This window comes from Paenarthrobacter aurescens, from assembly GCF_025421775.1.
GTDB classification, from domain to species: Bacteria; Actinomycetota; Actinomycetes; order Actinomycetales; family Micrococcaceae; genus Arthrobacter; species Arthrobacter aurescens_B.
Genome location: NZ_JAOEFX010000007.1, coordinates 134,771 through 153,863 on the forward strand (window position 1 = coordinate 134,771; position 19,093 = coordinate 153,863).

At 64.0% G+C, this 19,093-nt stretch carries 20 protein-coding genes; 17 read left to right on the forward strand and 3 right to left on the reverse strand.

Translation table 11 applies throughout. The annotated features are described in order from the left end of the window. The first annotated feature begins 608 nt into the window (after positions 1-608). The gene (locus tag N7568_RS15855; protein ID WP_261610755.1) at positions 609-1,682 is read left to right on the forward strand and encodes a hypothetical protein; all 1,074 of its coding nucleotides are present in this window, start codon (positions 609-611) and stop codon (positions 1,680-1,682) included. 685 nt (positions 1,683-2,367) lie between these two features. Here the strand turns inward: N7568_RS15855 and N7568_RS15860 are convergent. Beyond that, positions 2,368-2,517, reverse strand: coding sequence for a hypothetical protein (locus tag N7568_RS15860; protein ID WP_261610756.1), 150 nt, complete (start codon positions 2,515-2,517; stop codon positions 2,368-2,370). A gap of 143 nt (positions 2,518-2,660) precedes the next feature. Between N7568_RS15860 and N7568_RS15865 the strand changes: the two genes are divergently transcribed. From N7568_RS15865 to N7568_RS15930, 14 genes are all read left to right on the forward strand, one after another. After that, positions 2,661-2,999: a hypothetical protein gene (locus N7568_RS15865; protein ID WP_261610757.1), complete on the forward strand. Its 339-nt coding sequence runs from the start codon at positions 2,661-2,663 to the stop codon at positions 2,997-2,999. Between the two features lie 96 nt (positions 3,000-3,095). Further along, the gene (locus tag N7568_RS15870) at positions 3,096-3,788 is read left to right on the forward strand and encodes a hypothetical protein (RefSeq protein WP_261610758.1); all 693 of its coding nucleotides are present in this window, start codon (positions 3,096-3,098) and stop codon (positions 3,786-3,788) included. A gap of 29 nt (positions 3,789-3,817) precedes the next feature. Then, positions 3,818-5,101, forward strand: a complete 1,284-nt coding sequence (locus N7568_RS15875; RefSeq protein ID WP_261610759.1) for a phage tail sheath family protein — start codon at positions 3,818-3,820, stop codon at positions 5,099-5,101. Position 5,102: 1 nt separating this feature from the next. After that, on the forward strand, positions 5,103-5,582 hold the full coding sequence (locus N7568_RS15880; RefSeq protein WP_261610760.1) for a phage tail protein: 480 nt from the start codon (positions 5,103-5,105) through the stop codon (positions 5,580-5,582). A gap of 532 nt (positions 5,583-6,114) precedes the next feature. Further along, entirely contained in the window at positions 6,115-6,723 is a 609-nt protein-coding gene (locus N7568_RS15885; RefSeq protein WP_261610761.1) for a hypothetical protein, read from the forward strand. Between the two features lies 1 nt (position 6,724). Then, positions 6,725-7,483 carry a CIS tube protein gene (locus tag N7568_RS15890; protein ID WP_261610762.1) on the forward strand — a complete coding sequence of 253 codons (759 nt, stop codon included), beginning with the start codon at positions 6,725-6,727 and terminating at the stop codon, positions 7,481-7,483. Next, on the forward strand, positions 7,480-9,000 hold the full coding sequence (locus tag N7568_RS15895) for a phage baseplate assembly protein V (protein ID WP_261610763.1): 1,521 nt from the start codon (positions 7,480-7,482) through the stop codon (positions 8,998-9,000). Before N7568_RS15890 ends, N7568_RS15895 begins: the two co-directional genes overlap by 4 nt. Then, a complete protein-coding gene (locus N7568_RS15900) occupies positions 9,001-9,339 on the forward strand; it encodes a hypothetical protein (RefSeq protein ID WP_261610764.1) in 339 nt (112 codons plus the stop codon). It abuts the gene before it with no gap. Between the two features lie 30 nt (positions 9,340-9,369). After that, a complete protein-coding gene (locus N7568_RS15905) occupies positions 9,370-9,804 on the forward strand; it encodes a GPW/gp25 family protein (protein WP_261610765.1) in 435 nt (144 codons plus the stop codon). Further along, positions 9,801-12,449, forward strand: coding sequence for a baseplate J/gp47 family protein (locus N7568_RS15910; protein WP_261610766.1), 2,649 nt, complete (start codon positions 9,801-9,803; stop codon positions 12,447-12,449). Before N7568_RS15905 ends, N7568_RS15910 begins: the two co-directional genes overlap by 4 nt. After that, positions 12,442-12,972, forward strand: coding sequence for a phage tail protein (locus N7568_RS15915; RefSeq protein ID WP_261610767.1), 531 nt, complete (start codon positions 12,442-12,444; stop codon positions 12,970-12,972). Before N7568_RS15910 ends, N7568_RS15915 begins: the two co-directional genes overlap by 8 nt. Beyond that, on the forward strand, positions 12,965-13,441 hold the full coding sequence (locus N7568_RS15920; RefSeq protein WP_261610768.1) for a hypothetical protein: 477 nt from the start codon (positions 12,965-12,967) through the stop codon (positions 13,439-13,441). The genes N7568_RS15915 and N7568_RS15920 overlap by 8 nt, the downstream gene beginning before the upstream one ends. A gap of 54 nt (positions 13,442-13,495) precedes the next feature. Next, entirely contained in the window at positions 13,496-14,431 is a 936-nt protein-coding gene (locus N7568_RS15925; RefSeq protein ID WP_261610769.1) for a PASTA domain-containing protein, read from the forward strand. Positions 14,432-14,474: 43 nt separating this feature from the next. Next, a complete protein-coding gene (locus N7568_RS15930) occupies positions 14,475-15,713 on the forward strand; it encodes a pyridoxal phosphate-dependent aminotransferase (RefSeq protein WP_261610898.1) in 1,239 nt (412 codons plus the stop codon). Here the strand turns inward: N7568_RS15930 and N7568_RS15935 are convergent. Then, positions 15,710-16,747 (reverse strand): zinc-dependent alcohol dehydrogenase family protein, encoded by a 1,038-nt coding sequence (locus N7568_RS15935; RefSeq protein WP_261610770.1) that lies wholly within the window; start codon positions 16,745-16,747, stop codon positions 15,710-15,712. The genes N7568_RS15930 and N7568_RS15935 overlap by 4 nt on opposite strands. Before the next feature lie 86 nt (positions 16,748-16,833). Here N7568_RS15935 and N7568_RS15940 point away from each other — a divergent pair, with 86 nt between their 5' ends. Further along, a complete protein-coding gene (locus N7568_RS15940) occupies positions 16,834-17,292 on the forward strand; it encodes a carboxymuconolactone decarboxylase family protein (RefSeq protein WP_261610771.1) in 459 nt (152 codons plus the stop codon). 17 nt (positions 17,293-17,309) lie between these two features. Next, positions 17,310-18,257 (forward strand): sigma-70 family RNA polymerase sigma factor, encoded by a 948-nt coding sequence (locus N7568_RS15945; RefSeq protein ID WP_261610772.1) that lies wholly within the window; start codon positions 17,310-17,312, stop codon positions 18,255-18,257. On the opposite strand, the gene N7568_RS15950 is transcribed toward N7568_RS15945, so the two are convergent. Continuing rightward, entirely contained in the window at positions 18,220-19,032 is an 813-nt protein-coding gene (locus N7568_RS15950) for a hypothetical protein (RefSeq protein WP_261610773.1), read from the reverse strand. The genes N7568_RS15945 and N7568_RS15950 overlap by 38 nt on opposite strands. Positions 19,033-19,093 lie beyond the last annotated feature (61 nt).

A 19,093-nucleotide genomic window follows, 5' to 3' on the forward strand; every position in this document is an offset into this window, starting at 1 on the left:
GTTGCAACACTCCCCTTCCTAACATGCATCTCATTCCACGCCTCATACGTATATGCCTCGGTCGATAAATAGCAGCTACCCGCTAGGAGCGCTTTACTGGCCCGGAGAGGGACCGCTTACGGGCAGCTTCAGGGGCTGATTGATTGTTCCCTTGGATGAACACTTGCCCGTCAATAAGTTCGCTTTTCCTGTTCCACTTCGCGATCCCTATTGCTGCGATCAGGTCTGGCCCACAAGACTGCCACGAGCTTTCTTCTGTCCATGAATGCGCTGGCGGAGGAGAGGGATATGAAATGGTCGCAGACGAGCGGTAGGCCACAGTGAATTCTGGCCATCAGAAGCAAGCAAGCTGATCTGGGAACCGGTGACCATCCAGGCAGGAACCAGCGAACCGCGGGGAGGAGGACTTGTGACCGGCGAATTATCCCGCTTGACAGGACAATTACTCAGCTCTGTGTGTAGGGTACGCCTTGTGTCTGGAACCAGACATTTACATAGGGGGATAATTGAAACGAACAAATAGGGTAGCCCAGTCTCTGGTTGCCGGGTTTATCGCGCTCGGTCTGTGCTTAGCACAGCCTTTCGGAGCCAATGCATCTACTCCTTCGTTGGACGACGCCAACAAAGTTCTAGCCCAAACGTCTACCGGGCTCCAAGTGAGCTCTAACTTAATGAAGCCTTCAATGATTACGACACTTGAAGCGAAGGCACTTCCGTCAACAGAATCCGATGGCATGACCCCCTCGGTGAGCACTGTGAAGCTCTCCACTACGGGTCAGGCCCAGCTGCTGGTTTCCTCAGGTAATGAGCAAAAGCGACCAGACCGCAAGATCACTGCTTCATTTGCCCACGGAGAACCAACGATCTCTGGTGACACTGCCGTGTATCAAACGGACGACAAGAACAAGAAACTATACGTTCGTTCCACTCCAAGCGGCGCCGACATTTTCGTCGCTTTGGGAAGTGCTAAATCCGGCCAGAGCGTCTCCTTCGACTACGACCTTCCACAAGGAACGACGGTTTCGGACGGGCTTCCCGGATTCAAGAACTTCTACACACCTGAAGGCGATTACCTGGGATCCATGAAACTAGGGACTGCCAAAGACTCTGCCGGAAACGAATCTCCTACAACATTGGACATCAAGGCCGGCAAGGTTACTCAAAAGGTATCCCCAAGTGGCACAGCCATATATCCCCTGGTGATGGCGGCTCCCTCATGGGTGTACAACTTCGAGTTTCCGCTCGGCACAGGCAGTACTGTTGCACCGTTCAATCTACTGAGGACTTGCTTCAATTGCTACTTCCCGATCAACGGAGCGACCAAGACTTACCCCTACGTCGGTCAAGTACTGAACCTGAAGATCCTCATAGCAGGGGGCATTGCAGTACCCGCTCCCGTCAAGATCGGCTACTCAGGAAGCACCTACTTCCAGTTCACAGCCCTAGCAGGTCACTTCGACGGAGAAGGATCTATCATCAACTTTGGGTCGGTTCCCACTCCAGGCAATGGCAGGGCCTTGAATGTTAATGCTGCCATCGTCATAGACCGCGGTGCCCTTAACGCAGGAAACCAGCTAGCCGCTCATGGACAGTGGTCCACCTTCGCCAGCAACATGTGTCTTGGCCTATGGAAGCAGAATGCAGCATCCTGTAACTGGCCAGCACTTTACCCGCCAGTCTAGCTAGTTCGGTGGTTGGGAGGCTTCTGCAGGCTTTCCAACCACCGTTTTCGTTGGTTGCCAAGCCAACCCAGCCACAACCGCTGCCACACCAGCGGGGAGCAGATGCGCCGACCATTGCCAGGCTGACATCGAGATGGAACTTAAGACCACCAAAAGTATCAAAGTAGCAACGCCCGCGATGCAGGCGGCCAACACACTCTCCCAACGATCCCGGATCCGTAGCAAGCGAGCCACGCAGCGCGTAAGAACAGCTGTGAGGCATCCGCCCACCGCACCAACCACTGCTCCGCCAAGACCACCGATAACAGCAATGCCTACGCTTCCGGAATCACCTAAAAAAAGAACGACGACTGCGTAAAGGCACCCGAAAACGGATCCGAAGAGCAATCCCCGAGTGGCTGATCTATTCAACATGACCCCCATGACTTGGAATTTGGCAAGACGACAGCACGAGCTTTAGCGCTCCACGTTATACCGGGCACAACGGCTCCGGAGCAAACACACCGTCGACCAGATCGCACAGCTGACGCCGCAAGTGCCAGTCTATGAGCTTGGTAGCAATCCGCCAGAATGCTCGCTTTGTCAACGCCGCCTGAATGAGGAATCGCGTCTAAAATTCATCCGGATATCATGCCTCGAGAACTCCCCTGGGCTGGGAGGTCAAGACACTTTGCAGCGAGGCACCTCACTGAGACACCGGCGTCTGTGAAATTCGGGAACCCTTCTCCAACGGTGTGCCGAAGTCGCAGAAGACCAGTTGCAGGGCACCGGGGACCGGGTCCGGGTCCCCGGTGGAGGGGTCGGTGTAGATGCGGTCTTTGTCTTCTTCATACACACTGGCCAACCGGTCGACGTGGCGCTGATCTTGGCAGGTCCGCGCTGGAACAGTGCGGGATCCACGAGCCTCATATCCAGGGCGGCTTTACGGCCGTCCGAGGAGACTGTGAGCATGTTGTCTTCCTCGGAGGCCACGAGGCGTTGCTGGATGGCATCGACGCGGTTGCCGATGTCCTGAATGTAGGAACGCAGCTCAGGGCTGGGTTCGACCGCGACCATGTTCCGTTGCCGGAGCCCGTCTCTGTCCCGTGGGGCGAGCTTGGAAATGGGCAGTTTCAGGTCTTCGGCGGTGTTGACATCGGCGAAGGTGTGGAACATCTTCAGCAACTCGGGGACGTTTGGGAACATTGCGAACCGGCAACGGCCACCGCCGGCAACGGAAAGTTCCATCTCGTCGACGACCTGGCCTTCTCGCCGGCCTTCAAGACTACGTTCGGCTATCCGCCGTCGGAATACCGCTACTCGTACCGGCCGGCGTAATGCCTGAGGCGGGTCCACCATCAATCGAATGGAATTACCCCTGAAACCCCAGTGACTACGCGCAACTGCGGGAGTACCCTAGTCCCAGTTGCATTAGTGGTCACCTTTCGAGTTCTGGGTTCTGCCGTGGGCTATGTGCGTTCGTCGTTGACCGACCTTCTGGGTGTACTTTCCGACGCCATCTCTCCCCAACGCGTGCGGTTCGACGACGGCTCCCCCGTTGCCGGAGTTCCCCCACCGGACGCTCCCGTCACCGTGCATGCCGTCACGTTGAACCGTGTGGGAAGGTCCCGCCGGGACGGGCCCGTCCTGGACCTGGAACTCAGGGTGGCAGTTGAATGCCATGGTCCCGAACAGCTCGACACCATGGAAAAGTTGCTGCTGGCAGTGGAACACCACAGCCAGTACTCGGTGGTGTCCACCGGTGAATTCCGCCCCGAGGAATACTCCGGCGCCATCCGCCAAGGTATGGGGTTCCTTGTCCGTATCCCTGTAGCCCTCCGCTTCGAAGAACCCTCCGGACCTCCCGTCCTGGAGCCGCTCATCGCCACGACAGGCGTCGCCCGCCGAATCCACGGACGTCTGGTGGACGCCCACAATAAAGGCATCCCCGACGCCTACATCCATGCCCATTCCTCCGCCACGGCCGTGGTCAGCGATGCCACCGGCCACTTTGAGGTCCTGGCCTCGACGGACGAACTCCAGCACTTTGCCGTGGCCGTCAGCGGCACCGAACGGGAAGTCTCGGCCAGCACCAGCAGCCTGCCGATCATCATCCGGTGGACGTGAACCGTCCATAAAGTAAGAGGGAGCGCACCATGGCGAACTATCAGGCGCCAGGCGTTTATGTACAGGAAGTTCCCAGTGGCGCACGCGCGATTGGGCAGGTCAACACCAGCATCGCCGGGTTCGTGGGCCTCGCTCCCAACCGGGACGCCTTGGTCGACGAACTCCGGGTCCTGGATAACTGGACCCAGTTCGTGGACCAATACGTCGGCAACGCGACAGCGGGAACACCGCTTTCGAACGCTGTGTACGGCTTCTTCTCCAACGGAGGAAGCCGTTGCTATTTGGTGAACATTGGCGAGGACGGCAGCCTCACAGGAACCGCCGCGAAGCCTACCGGACTGACGCTCTTCGAAGCGGTGGACGACATCTCCATGGTGGCCGCCCCTGGCTTCGCCACCGCCGAAGCCTACGCCGCCCTCCAGGCACACGTTGAGCATCCGCTACGCCAGGACCGCATGGCCATCCTGGACACGGTGGAAAAAGTGGACGACGTCGGCGCGCTCACCCGGGCGGCGACATCGGGCGTTCCAGAAGGTGCCCGGGCTGCGGACTCGGCTGAAGACACGACGGCGGACGCGGACTCTGCTGCCGGCGCTTCAGAAGCCGGGGACTCAACGGAGGAGGCCGGTGAGCAGCAGGACCTCGGCGCTCCGCAATCCCCCGGCGGCTACACGGCCCTGTATTACCCGTGGATCGTGATGATCGATCCCGTGTCCGGCAAAAAGGTGACACAACCGCCGTCGGGCCATATTGCCGGGGTGTGGGCGCGCGTTGACGCGACCCGCGGCGTCCACAAGGCGCCTGCCAACGAGCCCATCCAGGGCGCCATCGATCTGGTGCGGCGGGTGAGCCGCGGCGAGCAGGAGGTCCTGAACCCGGCAGGCGTGAACTGCATCCGCTACTTCCCCGGTGAGGGTATCCGGATCTGGGGCGCACGCACCAAGGCACCTGAGGCCAGCGAATACAGGTATGTGAACGTGCGGAGGCTGACCAACATGATCAAGGAATCCGTGGCGGACGGGACGCGCTGGGTGGTGTTCGAGCCCAACGACCACACCTTGTGGAAGTCGATCCGCCGCGACATCGGCGCATTCCTCACCAATGTGTGGCGGGATGGAGCCTTGCTCGGGACTACTCCTCAACAGGCGTTCTTTGTGAAATGCGACGAGGAAACCAACCCGCCCGAGGTCCGCGACGCCGGGCAAGTGGTCACGTTGATCGGGATCGCACCCGTGAAACCGGCCGAGTTCGTGATCTTCAAGCTCATGCAGTCGGCGGACAACACCAGCGAGACAGAGAGCGCAGGAGCCTGACATGACAACCCCAACACCTGCCGCCCAGCCAGGCAACGTGGTGGACCCGTACCGGGCCTACAACTTCAAGCTCGTCATCCAAGGCGTCGTCCGAGGGCATTTCACCAAAGTGGAAGGCCTCGGACTGAAGATCGACCGCATCCTCTACCGCTCCGGTGGCGAGAACAGCACCGTCCGAGTCATCCCCGGCCAGGTGGAGTACACGCCAGTGACCCTCAAGTACGGGCTCACCGATTCCACCGAAATGCTCCAATGGCTCTTCAAGGCAGTGGACGGAAAAGTGGAGCGCCGCAACGTGTCCATCGCGATGCTCAACGACGCCGGATCCGTGGAAGTACGGCGCTGGAACCTCCTGGGCGCCTGGCCGTGTGACTGGTTCGGCGCGCCCCTTGACGCCCTGGGCAAGGACCTCGCCATCGAATCCCTCAGCATCGCGTACGACCGCCTGGAGCTCGACGATGCCCGCGCTCCCGTCGCCTGAGCCTGCGTTTTCCTGGCGTCGGGCGGCAGCGCGACGGTTGCGGGGCGTGGCGGAGTGGCTGGATGGTGGGCCGCGTGAGTCTTTTGAGTCTGTGGGGCCTGTTTCACCGGAAGGGACGACGCCGGTGCGCGGGTTTGCGCTGGATGACGCACCCGAGCATTGGGTCCAGTTACTCCGCGACGCCGGGCTGGCCCCGCCCGTTGCGAGGCCCGCTCTACGCCCTTGGACACGTTTTAGGCGCGCACACCGGTACCCACAACACACTCCGGCTGACCCGTCCTCGATGCCCGCACCCGCCCCCGCACCCGCCCCGGAACCTGCCCCCGCAGGCCAAGCCCCTCCCGTTGTCGGGCCCGCTCTGCGTGCTTGGTCGCGCTTGAAGGGCGCAAGGCGGACCCCACAAGTTGCTCAAAACATCCCGGTTCCTCAGCCCGGCCCATCCCTATCCATCTCAAGCTCGCCCAAGCCACCCTTGCCAGATCCACGTCAGCCTTCCGACACACACCCCTCTACCGGTAACCAGCGCCCCTTCGTGACCCAGGAACCCAAAGCAGGTCCCGCTGCGAGGCTCGCTCTACGCGTCCGGACACGCTCCAAGGGCGCAGAACAGGCCCCGCAACCGAAGCCCAGCGAAGCACCACCTCTTGCGAGGCCCGGCGTGCGCACTTTGGCTCCCCGTGAAGGCGAAGCACAGGCCCCGCCACACATGCCCGTATTGAGGCTTCGTCCGGCTCGGCCAGGATCCCTGCCCGATGCACCCGCCAACGTTGCCGGGCCCGTTGTGCGTGCTACCACGCGGGTTGAGGACGCAGAGCAGGCCCCACAACGCACCCCTGCCAACCTTGCGGGGCCCAGTATTCGTGACTCGAGCGCGCCCAAGCGCGCAGAGCACACCCCACAACACACCCCGCAACGCAACGAACCCCAATCCGCACCCCAACCCCAAGCCCAAGCCCAAGCCCAAGGCCACCCAAGCGCCGTCGGGGTTCACACGCCCGCGCCGCCCGTCAACGGCACGTGGCCCGAGCTCGCCCCACGCCCCGCCCACACCACTACGAACACCCAGCCCGCCCCACTGACACCCCTGGAAAACGCGATGTCCCGCCAGGCCCGCCTCCACGACGAACGCCTGGCGGTCTGAGATGGAACGTGTCGCTTTCCTGATCGAGGACACCGGGGAACACCTTGGCTGCCTGCTCAACCCCGAAACCGTGGTGATGCAGCGGTCGGCCGGTGTCGAGGCGCGAAGGAGTGCGGGCGGCAAACTGAGCGGCAGCGGATTGGCGGACGACCCCCTGCTCTTCACCGGTGGCGGACACACTGAGCTGCGGCTGGATCTGCTGTTCGACGTCGACCTTGCACCGGCGTCGCTCCATGTCCAGGACGTTCGGCAGATGACCCGTCCCATTTGGGCGCTCGCGGAGAACAGCGCCGAAGTCGAAAGGCAGCGCAGGCCGCCGTCGGTCCGGTTTGTGTGGGGCCGCGCGTGGAACGTGCCGGGCATCGTGACGGAGGTGGCGGAGCGTTTCGACCGGTTCGCCCCCGATGGATCGCCCCTCAGGTCCTGGATGCGCATGGTCTTCGTCAGGGTGGGGCAGGCAGCTGACGAGGAAGGCGGCGAGAACTACGAACTCGCCCAGCGCCTTCCCGCCGTCGACCTGACAGCGCCTCCCGTGGACACGCTCCCGGTCACCGGCGACGGCAGCACGGACCGGGACGCGTTCATGCCCGACGGCGGCGAACTGCTTCCCGAAGTACCCCCGGCTGAGCTGGGACGACTGTCCGTGGAAGCGTTCGGCACACCCCTGCTCTGGAAGCTGCTCCTGGAGTACAACAACATTGACGATCCCTCACATTTCAGCGGCCCACTCGCCGTTCCGCCCATGGGCGACACACCATGAGGCAACTGCAAGGCCTCCCCGAACTCATCGTCACCCTCGGCCGGCGCAGGCTCAGCACTGCCGAAACCGCCGCAATAGTTTCCGTCCAGGTGCTCAGCTCACTCGCACGCCCGGCCCAGTGCCTCATCAGTTGGCGTCCCGGCCCCGGCCGGACGGCCGCGGCCAGGGGAGGCGTGGATCCGGCACCGGGAGACGCCCTCAGGGTAGAGCTCGGCGGCCAGCGGACACCGCTTTTCGTTGGCGAGGTGACAGTCGTGGAGTACAGCTACGGCGCAGACCTCGGACAGGAAATCCGGATCAGGGCCTACGACGCACTGCATCGCCTGAGGAAGCGCCAATTCACCCGGCTCCACGACGACGTCGACCTCGCCGGGCTGGCCCGGAAACTCTGCGAAGGCACCGGCCTGGACGTCGTCGGCGGCGGTGATCGGCTCGGCCAGGTCTACCAGTGCGCGCGGACGGACCTCAGCCTCCTCGTGGAACAAAGCGCCCGGGTGGGCGCCTACCCCGTGGTGCACGACGGCGCCCTCAGGCTCACAGGACTCGACGGCGAAGGCGAACCTTTGGAGCTAACCCTCGGTGCCACGCTTCATTCCGCCGACATCGAACTCAGCCAAGAGCCGGCCTACGCAGGAGCCCGGGCCAACGGGTGGCGCAGCGACGACGCCTCCATCCACCAAGCCGACACCACAAGCAGCGACGCCAAAGCCCAGGTCACGGCCGATCCGGCGCTGGCAAGTGCAGGGGCCGGCGGCGACCTCAGGCGGGACAACGAGGTCCTTGACTCAGGGGCGCTCGCTGACGCCTTGGCCAAGGCCGAGCTGGACACCAAGATCGCGGGTCAGGTCACTGCGGTGTTTGTCGCTGAAGGCAACCCTCGGCTGAGGGCAGGCGGCCGGGTAAGGATCAAGGGAGTGGCGCCGAGCATTGAGGGAACGTACCTGATCGCGAGCGCCTCGCACCGCTTGGACGGAACCGGCTACGAAACCACCCTGACCACACGGCCCCCGGGTTCCGTACCGGAACGTCGCCCGGACGTTTTTACCCTGGGGACCATCGCGGATGTGGATGACCCCGAAGCCCGGGGCCGTGCCCGGGTCAGGCTCCCCGCCTATCCCGACCTCGAAACCAGCTGGGCCCCTGTGCTGACTGCAGGCGCGGGTCCGGGCAAAGGACTCGTTGTCCCGCCGGCGCCCGGGGACAACGTCCTGGTTCTCCTCCCCGCAACTGATCCTGCGCAGGCCATCATCCTCGGCGGCCTCTATGGCAGCGAGCAGACGCCGGACAGCCGGGTCGGCACCGAGAGGGAGAGCCGCTACACCTTCCGCAGCGCGGACGGTCAACAGATCATGCTCGACGGCGGTGCCCGCACCATCAGCTTTACCGACGGCCATGGCTCCTCCGTTGAGCTGGGACCGGACAAACTCAGGATCACTGCCGCCACGGACCTGGTGCTCGAGGCCCCTGGCAAGGCCATGAAGATCCGCGCCAAATCCGTCGACTTCGAGGAGGCCTAGATGAGAATCCTCGTTAAGGAAGCCATCCTGCGCTGCGGGCACGACGGCAAGGTGGAGAACGTACCGTCCCAGGAGTGGGTTCGGGTCAAGGATTCCCCCATTCTGGTGGACAGTGATCCCCAGGGCAGGGACATCAGCATGTGCCCGCACATCGGTATCAACATCAAGCCGTGCAACAAGACCTTGCCTGTGACCAGGGGTTATTCGGCGTTCATCTCGATCGGCGGCAAGGCGGTCTGCCTGGACACGGTGGAGGGCTTCACGGATGGCACACCGCCGGGTGCGGTCAAGTACAACGTCCGTAGGCCCGGGCAAACGCTGGTGGGAGCCGGGTCATGAAAAAGGCACCAGCCATGAAAGGCACCAGCCATGAGCTCCCCACGGTATAAGTCGGTGGCTTTCATCCACCCGGATTTCGACGCCACCGCAGGCATTCCCGGGCTGCGGCTGACCCCAGCGGGCAGGCTCGCCACCGTCACGGACGCGGCGTCCGTGAGGCAAGCCTTGCTCCTCCTGCTCAGCACCAGGCCCGGCGAGCGCGTGAACCGCCCGACGTACGGGTGTCATCTGTTCCGCTTGGCCTTCGCACCGGCCGACGACACCACGGCCGGCCTCGCGATCCACTATGTGGCAAGGGCGGTTGAGCAGTGGGAGCGCCGCATCACTGTCCTGTCCCTGGATGCCTCGAGGTCGCCGGAGGAGCCCGAAGTGCTCGAAGTCAGGCTGAAATACCGTGTACGGAACACCCAGCTTGAGGACGAAATCGCCATCATCCTGCCCGTGGAATCCGGAGGTGCAGTATGAGTATCCCCGTGCCCAATCTGGACGACCGCAGTTTCGCGGATCTGGTGGCCGGCGCCCGAGAGCGCATCCAACAGATCGCCCCGGAATGGACCGACCTCTCCGTCCACGACCCCGGCATCACCATCATCGAGGCCTTCGCCTACCTCACGGACACGCTCATGTACCGGCTCAACCGCGTGCCGGACAAGCTTTACGCCGTGTACCTGAACCTGCTGGGCACGTCTCTCTATCCGCCCAGCACGGCCGAAACAATGCTGGAATTCAGCCGCGCCTCTGCCGCAGGCCCAGCAACAGAGCAGGAAATCCGTATCCCCCGCGGTACCCAGGTCAGTTGCCCACCGGGCGTCCCCGGCTCACCCCAACCCGTATTTACGACGACGGCGGCAGCCACGTTGGCGGCCGGCAAGACCACCGTCCTGGTCCCCGCAGCCGATGTCGCCTTATACGACGCCATCCCTATCGGTACGGGGACCGGCAGACCCGGCCAGAGCCTGGTGATCCCCAACGCTCCGATAGTCTCGGGCGCCGGTCTGGCAATCGCCGTCGAGGTTCCGGCAGGGACGCGGCTCAGCAGCGGCGAGGCGGTGCTGGTGGACGGGAAGACATTCAGGTACTGCCAGGAGGTGGAGGCGTTCGCCGACGCGAGACCCGGGGAGATGCCGGTGCGGATAGACCGGAGTGCCGGCGTCGCCATGTTCGCGTGGTGGGACGAGGAGTCCACAGGGCGGACAGGCCAAAGCCAGGTACCTGCCCCGGGCGCCGAAGTCAGGGCCTGGTATCGCAGCGGCGGGGGCTCTGGCGGGAACGTCGGTGCCGGCCAGCTCACGGTGCTGCGCTCCCCTGTTCCGGGTGCCAAGGTCACCAATCCGGAACCGGCCACCGGCGGCCGCGATGGCGAATCCTTGGAGAACGCGCTGAGGCGTGCCCCGCAGGATTTTCATGCCCGCGACCGGGCTGTCACCGTCCGCGACTACGAGGTCCTGGCCCTGCGGCACGGCGGCGTGGGCCGTGCGCGCGCCTTCACTCGAAAGGAGCTGTGGGCGTTCGCCCGACCCGGCGAAGTGGAAGTCGTGCTGGTGCCGTTCGTCCCGGGAAGTGGGGCAGCGGGAAGCGGGGCAGCCGGAAGCCGGACAGCGGCACAAAGGCCCCTCAGGGCTGCCGAACTCGTGGCCCATGCCCGGGACGAAGTACGGCTGGAGGTGGAACAGTACCTCCGCAGGCGCTCCACTGTCGGCGCCGAACCCGTGGTGCGCTGGGGGCTCTACAAGCAGGTGCTGGTGGACGCGAGGATCGTTGTCCGACCCGACGAGGATGCCGAGGCCGTGAAGTCAAGGATCGTAGGCCGTCTCTCTGAAGGAATCAGCCCGTTGAGCCCGGATCCTTCAAGCTACGGGTCGGGGTTCGGCAAGCCCCTGCGCGTTTCCAACCTGTACCGGGCCATGGAGGAAGCCGAGCCCGGGGTGCAGTACGTGGACCGGGTGACGCTGGAAGTGGACAAGGTTCCGGACACCGATGCCACGGCGCTGGTGCAGGCCGAAGGCCAGGACAACACATGGTTCGTGGCCCAGGGCAGCACGTTGTTCCGCACCACGAACGCCGCCAACGGCTGGGAAGCCTGCGCAGAGTTCGGGGACACAGCCGACACTGAGGAAACAGTCCGCTCCATCGCGCCGTTCCGTTCGCCCGCGCCGGGTCGTGTCGGTCCCGAGAAGCACCCTGGAATGGTGGCCGTCAGCACCGTCACGGCCACGGGCTCCCGTGTTTATATCAGCGACGACCTCGGCGAATCCTGGCGCAAGGCAGCAGAGCTGGGTTTCGTCGTCGCCGATTTGTGCTGGGTGGATCGGCAAGGCGAGCCGCTGTTGCTGCTGGCCGGCGAGCGGGGTCTCTATGAACTTCCCGTGAGCCCGGGTGCCATTCCGGTGCAAAACGTGGTGGACACGAGCCAGCCAGACCGCGGTTTCTACGCCGTCGATGCCCTGGTGGATGTGCGGGGCAGGACCGGAGTGGTGGTGGCCGCCGAGGCCTCCGCCGGTGTGTGGCTCTCCCCCGACGCCGGAACGGCAGGAACCTTCAAACAGGTGAAGGCGGCGGGCGAGGACATCCGCTGCATGACAGTCCAGTACGACGGCGGCGCGAGCTATGTGTGGCTCGGCCGCGCAGTGCCGGAGGGCGCCGGGACGGGATGCCTGCGGCTGAAAATCGACGAACTGGGCCGAACAGATTTTGACGAATCGTTCATGGACTCGTGGGAGCAGTTCAGCGCCGGATGGACAGGAGGCAGTTGTTGGGGCGTGCACGTGATGGGCAAGGCCGCCTATGCCGCGACACAAAGCGGCGGTGTGCTTCGGCTGCAGCTTGGCCAGGCATCGGCGCAGTGGAGTGTCCCTGATGTGAACTGCAAGCTGCCGTTGCGGGACCGGACCCGGTTTGAGCCGGTCCGCTCAGTGTCGGGCGCTGTTCTGGACGGCGGCCAGGTCCTGGTGCTGGCCGCCGGGCCCAAAGGTGTCTACAGAAGCAAAGACGACGCCGTCACTTGGGAAAGCTGCACGCGGCGGGTGGTGGACGATCTGGTGACGCTGCCGGATACGTGGCTGTTCTGCTCCGGTGATCACAGGATCGAGATGGTCCACGGACATGAATAGACCTTCCGAAACATCAAGACTCCTCAGAGTCCTCCCGGAAGTGTTCCAGGTGGCCGCCGATACCAGCGCCCCCATGCAGGCGCTTCTTGCCGTGGCAGAGGACATGCACCAGCCCGTCCGGCAGGTCCTGGACCGGCTCCATACCGTTCCGGATCCGGGGCGGGCACCGGCGTCGTTGATTCCCTTCTTGTCGCGCTGGGTGGATCTTGACTGGTTGACGCTCCCCGGGGCAGAAGGTGCCGCCGGGGGATCCGGCGCGGTTCCCATCACACGCCAGCGGGACCTGATCGCCGCCGCAGCGCAGCTCTCCTCGCGGCGGGGAACCGTCGACGGGCTCACCCGCTTCCTGCACCTCGCCACGGGAGTGCCGGGTTTCGACGTCGAATCCGTCCCGGGCGCGTTCCACATCAAGGTGCTGGTCCCCGCGGCCGCAGCCGGGCAGTTGGAACTGATCCGGAGGATCGTCAAAGGCGTGAAACCGGCGCACGTGACCGATGAGATCGAGGTGCGGAGCGGTGAATAAGGAGAACCGGACACCCATCCTGGTGGTGATCGCTTGTGGCGTGATCGCGGTCCTGGTGCTGGTGTTCGGTGTCAGCTGCGGCGGTGGCAACGATGACGCCGCCGCTGACTGGCAGGGCAGTTTCTCCGGTACATCGGTGGCCGCGAAGCTCACTGCGGCGGACTTGTCGCTGCAGAGTGGCTCTTGTTCGGCGTCCGATACGCAGCTGGTGGTAACAGGCGCCTGCGTATTGAATGTCAAGGAATTCGGGGGCGGCCTCTTCGACTTCGGGCCACCCACCAAACGGGCCAGGCTCGCACCACAGCAGCCCGTGACTGTTGCTTTGTTCGTCCAGGGCACACGTGCCGAACAGGCCGCCGACCCCGGGGAGACAGTGGACATCACGTTCGGGACCGCCGGCGGACAGCTGGGCATCGCCTGTCGGGTGATTGGGGCCTGCGTGCTGCAGATCCATGATGCCGGAGGCTGAGATGAACCTTTGCACGCCGAATCCATCAACCGCCATCCCAGGAGTTGTTGTGCCATGACCACCATCACCATGACGTTGAGCTCCCCCGACGTGGTCCTCAAGGACGGCAAAGGATCGCTCACCGCATCCGTCACCAACGGCTCCACCGAAGCCGAGCGCGTAGTGCTCGGCGCGTTCCCCGGGCAGGTGACCAATCCGCCGTCGAAAACGTACGCCACCATCCCCAATCCGCTGCGGACCATCGCTGCCGGGGCCACCGAGCAGTACGTGGTCAGCTTCGACACCGCAGGCGCCCCTGAAGGCAGTTACCCTGTGAAGCTGATCGCCTACTCCGCCGACGACGCCCCGGAAGACTACGCAGACCAGGCGCACGTAGTCACGTTGGCCGTTCCCGCAGCCGAAAAACCCAAGCCGCCGCGGCCCTTCCCGTGGTTGTGGGTGATCATCGGCGGGGTGGTGTTGCTGGCTGTTGTTGGATTGATCCTGTTCTTCATCTTCAAGGACGCCAACGTTCCCGATGTGAAAACCAAGCCGCAGGCCGAAGCGGTGAAGATCATCACCGATGCGGGCTTCACAGCCACCACTTCGCAGACTGAGAGCACTGAGTCGGAGGGAACGGTGGTGAACCAGACCCCGGCCGGCGGCGGGAAAGTGGGCCGCGGCAGCACGGTGAACCTGGAAATCGCGGTGCCGGTAAGGGCCACCGTGCCGGACGTGCTGGGGCAGCGCATCGAGGATGCGCGGGCGGCTTTCCAGGCCGCCAAGCTGCAACTGGACTTCACGCAAGGATCCCAGTGTTTCTCGTCCGCCTTTGAGCCGCTCTTCAGGCCCTGCATCGTGGTGGGGGTGAACCCTGACGTCGGCAGCAAGGTCAGCCAGAACGCGTTGGTCCTGGTGCGGACGGAGCCACGGCTGAGCCCCATCTTCGATCCCCTGCCAAACATCTGCATGACCAATCCGCAGGCATGCGTGCTGAGGCTGCAACGATGAGACGTGTTTGCCCGCTGGGGCCGACGCCATGAAAAGATCAACCATGCGTCCGATGCAGCACTCCAGCAAACTCCAGAACGTCCGCTATGAACTCCGCGGTCCCATCCTCCAAGCGGCCAAGGCCATGGAGGCCGAGGGACACCGCATCCTCAAGATGAACCTCGGGGACACCGCACCGTTCGGGCTGGAGGCACCGGAGTCCGTGGTGGTGGACATGATCCACCACCTCCGCGGCGCTCAGGGCTACAGCGATTCCAAGGGCATCTTCTCCGCCCGCACAGCCATCTCGCAGTACTACCAAACCCGCGGACTGATGACCATCGGCGTCGAAGACGTCTTCATCGGCAACGGCGTCAGCGAGCTCATTTCCATGACCCTGCAGGCGTTCATGGAAAACGGCGACGAGATCCTCATCCCTGCCCCGGACTACCCGCTCTGGACTGCTGCCGTGACGCTCACCGGTGGCCAGGCAGTGCACTACCTCTGCGATGAGGAGGAGAACTGGTGGCCGGACATGGCCAACGTCGAAGCGAAGATCACCCCGCGTACGCGTGGGATTGTCATCATCAACCCGAACAACCCCACCGGCGCCGTCTACCCCCGGCACATCCTGGACCAGTTCGCAGCCCTTGCCCGGAAACACGATCTTGTCCTGTTCTCCGATGAGATCTACGAAAAGATCCGCTACGTCGACGCCCCACACATCCACACTGCGGCGGTGGCAGAGGACGTGTGTGTCCTGACGTTCAGCGGACTGTCCAAGGCGTACCGCATGCCCGGATACCGGGCCGGATGGGTTGCCGTCACCGGGCCGTTGACTGCGACGGCGGCCTACCGTGAGTCCCTGGAACTGCTGGCATCCTTGCGGCTGTGCGCCAACGTTCCGGCCCAGCACGCCATCCAAACCTGCCTGGGCGGCTACCAAAGCATCGAGGCCCTCATCCGTCCCGGCGGACGCCTGCGCGAGCAACGGGATCTCGCCTGGAAATTGTTGACCGCGATCCCGGGCGTCAGCTGCGTTCCGGCTGCCGGCGCCATGTACCTCTTTCCCCGCCTGGACCCGGAGATCTACCCCATCGCTTCAGACGAGAAGTTTGTCCTGCAACTCCTGCAAGAGCAGAAGATCCTGGTCTCGCACGGCACTGCCTTCAACTGGCCCACGCCGGACCATTTCCGCTTCGTGATCCTGCCGGACGTGGGAGACATCGAGGAAGCGGTGCGCCGCATCTCCACCTACCTCGCCGCGTACCGGAACCGGCCGGCAGAGGGACCTGCCAGCTAGAGGGCAGGGTCCACCATGGTCATACCGGCAGGGTTGGCCTTATCAAAGCCGGGCAGCAGTTCCGCGGCGGCCGCCAACCCGATAGTGCGTTCGATCAGCAGCTGGGGCTGAAGTGCGCCCTGTTCAATGAGCGACATCATGCCCGGGTAGTCCGTCGCGGCCATACCGTGGCTGCCCAGCAGGTCGAGTTCCCAGCCGATCACCCGTGCCATCGGCACTTGCGGGTTTCCGTCGATGGACGGCAGCAACCCGATCTGGACGTGCCTCCCCCGCCTGCGAAGGCTGAGGATCGCATCGGCGCAGGTCTGTTCACTTCCGACGGCGTCTACCGCCACGTGGGTGCCTCCGCCGGAGAGGGCGTTGACGGCGGCAGGGATGTCCGATCCATCCGCGAGGACAGTATGATCTGCACCCACGCGGGCGGCCACAGCCAGTGCCTCCGGGTTCCGGTCCACCGCAATGACCCGGGCTCCCATGGCCTTCGCGATCATCACAGCGCTTAGCCCTACGCCTCCCGCGCCCACCACGGTCACCCATTCACCGGCTTTGACCTGCGCACGGGCCGCCAACGCACGGTACGCCGTGGCGAAGCGGCAGCCGAGGCTCGCCGCCGTCGCGAATTCGATACTGTCCGGGATGGCCACAAGGTTGCTGTCGGCAGCGTGCAGGGCGACGTACTCAGCGAAGGATCCCCAGTGGGTGAAGCCGGGTTGCTGCTGGTCCGGGCAGACCTGCGCGTCGCCGGCCAGGCACCATTCGCAGGTGCCGCACCCGCAGACAAAGGGGACGGTGACGCGGTCTCCGACCTTCCATCGCCGGACGCCATCCCCGACGGCGTCGATCACACCGGCAAGCTCATGGCCCGGGATGTGCGGCATGGCAATGTCATCATGGCCGGCCCACGCGTGCCAGTCACTCCGACACATGCCCGTGGCCAGTACTTTCACTACCACCCCGCCAACGGGAGCCTCGGGCTTGGCGACCTCCCGCACGTCGGGCTGGGTCCGGACTTCATCAAAAACTACTGCGCGCACGGACTGACTCTAACAAGGCCTGTCACACTTCGGGACCCGCTGACGACATCCCTGATGTAAGACTCCATCACTGAAGGGAAAACACCATGACCCGCATCAATATCGGACGCAGCAACAAGCTCGGCTACGCCGCCGTCATCGGGCTGGAAGGCTATGCCCGCAAATCGGTCGATCCCGATCTGTACGAACTCATCAAGCTTCGCGCTTCCATCCTGAACGGCTGCGGTTTCTGCGTGGACATGCACGCCACTGATGGCCGTAAGCGCGGGATCCCCGCCCGCAAGCTGCATGCCGTGGCAGCGTGGCAGCACTCGAAAGTGTTCTTCGATGCACGCGAGCAGGCAGTGTTGGCCCTCACGGACGCCGTGACGCAGCTGGGCCCCGACACCGTGACGGACGAAATCTGGAACGCGGCGGCCACGCACTTCGACGACAGCCAGATGGGCGGTCTGATCCTGGCCATCTCCACCATTAACGTCTGGAACCGGATTGCCATCACCACCCAGATGGAGCCGCCCCTGGATGAGAAGAACCCGCTGGTCTGAGGGGTAGCGTGGATGGCATGACCCTTGCGGTGTCGGCCACTGTGGCGTGGCAGAGCGAACGGAACCGTCTGCTGGGGATCGCATACCGGATGCTGGGCGACTTCGGCCATGCCGAGGACGTCGTCTCTGAGGTCGCGATCGACGCCGTACGGCAGGAACGTAAGGCGGAAGCCTCTGTGGATTCCTGGCCAGCATGGCTGACTACGGTGTGCGTGCGGCGCTCCGTCGATAGGGTCCGCCAGCTCGCCGCCATCAGGGAAGATTACACGGGCCCATGGCTGCCCGAGCCGGTGGATGCGTCCGTCCTTCCGGAAGAGACCGTGGCCAACCGCGAGCTGCTGTCCTTGACCCTTCTGCATCTGGCCGAGCAACTGGCGCCGGAAGCCCGGGCGGCGCTGGTACTTCATCGCGCTTTCGGGATGTCCGCCCCGGAAATCGGGGACATCCTGGAAAAGACGCCCGCCACCGTGCGCCAGATGATTTCACGGGCTGAACGCCGCCTGGACATCGACCCGGATGCACCCGCTCCGCGGGCGAAGGACCGCGCAGTCCTGGAGAAGCTGGTGCATGCCATCGAACAAGGTGACATTGACACGGTTGTGGGTTTGCTCCACCGGGACGCCGTACTGTGGGCCGACGGCGGCGGCAAGGTCAAGAGCGCAATGAACCCGCTGTTCGGGGCAGCGAGGATCGCGCGCTTCTTTTCGGGCATCCTCGGCAAAGCGGTGGTTTTCGATCCCGTGCGGCCGGTCCGCGCCGAAATCGTCGAGGTGAACGGCGACGCGGCACTGGTACTGAGGCATCACGGCCGCGCTGACATCGTGACGTTCGATGCCGGACCGGACGGGAGCATCCGGGAGTTGCGCCAGCTTTCCAATCCGGACAAGCTGACGCGGCTTTCGCTTGTTCCTTCCTGGTCCCCCGCGCCTAGTCCCCCGCGGAACCGCTCACGCGCAGGGCGTTGATGATCGCCGGAATGGAGGCGATCAACATGATCAGCGCCCATACCAGCGCCACCACTACCGTGATCAGCGCCCAGAACTGGTCGCCAATGGACACGAGCGGACCGGGCAGGAATCCATGAATGATCCCCAGGATTACCTGAAGGAGCACTGACACCACCAGCAACACAACCAAGCCTGTGACCTTGAGGAACTTCGGCTGGCTGAGGATCAGCAGTACTGCGAACACGATCTTAAGCATCAGAAGCAGCCCCAGGATGGCCGCAGCCTGCCCTTTGGGAAAGCTCCCCCAAAGGGCCAGGTACGCGATGGTTCCGAACGGTGCTGACACAAAGAGCCCCATCATGAGGAACAACTTCGCCAGCGCCAGCATCGCGGCCAGGAATGCAGCGATGACCCACAGCTGGGTCACGATCAGGGTGGCCAGGCCCTGAATGCGCCCGTAGGTTCGCAGATCCATGATGAGGCTGAGCCCCAGCATGACCACGGTAAACAGCAAGAGCCCGTCCAGGAATGCCAAAAAACCAATCCCGGCACCGGGTGGATCGGCGTCAGCCCGTTGCGTCTTGAGGAAGACTTCCAACGGAACACCCAGCTTGTTGGCCTCGGCTGCGGAAACGGGCTCGACGGCGGCCTGGCCCAGCAGGAGCGACATCCCCACCTCGGCCAGGACTACGACTGCGAAGACAACCAGGGCCGCGTAGAACAAGGGGCGGCGCAGGGCACCCGGGTCAGGCCCGCTGCGGAACCCCTCACGAATGGACCACGCTGCGGCCATGGGTCAATTGTGGCACCGGGGGTTTCAAATACAAGGCGGGTGGAGTGGGCTCCTGACCCTC

Bases quoted from the DNA above. Each gene is read 5' to 3' on its own strand.
- N7568_RS15925 (WP_261610769.1), top strand. From the start codon at position 13,496: ATGACCACCATCACCATGACGTTGAGCTCCCCCGACGTGGTCCTCAAG.
- N7568_RS15895 (WP_261610763.1), top strand. From the start codon at position 7,480: ATGAGGCAACTGCAAGGCCTCCCCGAACTCATCGTCACCCTCGGCCGG.
- N7568_RS15940 (WP_261610771.1), top strand. From the start codon at position 16,834: ATGACCCGCATCAATATCGGACGCAGCAACAAGCTCGGCTACGCCGCC.
- N7568_RS15875 (WP_261610759.1), top strand. From the start codon at position 3,818: ATGGCGAACTATCAGGCGCCAGGCGTTTATGTACAGGAAGTTCCCAGT.
- N7568_RS15950 (WP_261610773.1), bottom strand. From the start codon at position 19,032: ATGGCCGCAGCGTGGTCCATTCGTGAGGGGTTCCGCAGCGGGCCTGAC.
- N7568_RS15880 (WP_261610760.1), top strand. From the start codon at position 5,103: ATGACAACCCCAACACCTGCCGCCCAGCCAGGCAACGTGGTGGACCCG.
- N7568_RS15945 (WP_261610772.1), top strand. From the start codon at position 17,310: ATGACCCTTGCGGTGTCGGCCACTGTGGCGTGGCAGAGCGAACGGAAC.
- N7568_RS15890 (WP_261610762.1), top strand. From the start codon at position 6,725: ATGGAACGTGTCGCTTTCCTGATCGAGGACACCGGGGAACACCTTGGC.
- N7568_RS15930 (WP_261610898.1), top strand. From the start codon at position 14,475: ATGCGTCCGATGCAGCACTCCAGCAAACTCCAGAACGTCCGCTATGAA.
- N7568_RS15915 (WP_261610767.1), top strand. From the start codon at position 12,442: ATGAATAGACCTTCCGAAACATCAAGACTCCTCAGAGTCCTCCCGGAA.
- N7568_RS15905 (WP_261610765.1), top strand. From the start codon at position 9,370: ATGAGCTCCCCACGGTATAAGTCGGTGGCTTTCATCCACCCGGATTTC.
- N7568_RS15910 (WP_261610766.1), top strand. From the start codon at position 9,801: ATGAGTATCCCCGTGCCCAATCTGGACGACCGCAGTTTCGCGGATCTG.
- N7568_RS15900 (WP_261610764.1), top strand. From the start codon at position 9,001: ATGAGAATCCTCGTTAAGGAAGCCATCCTGCGCTGCGGGCACGACGGC.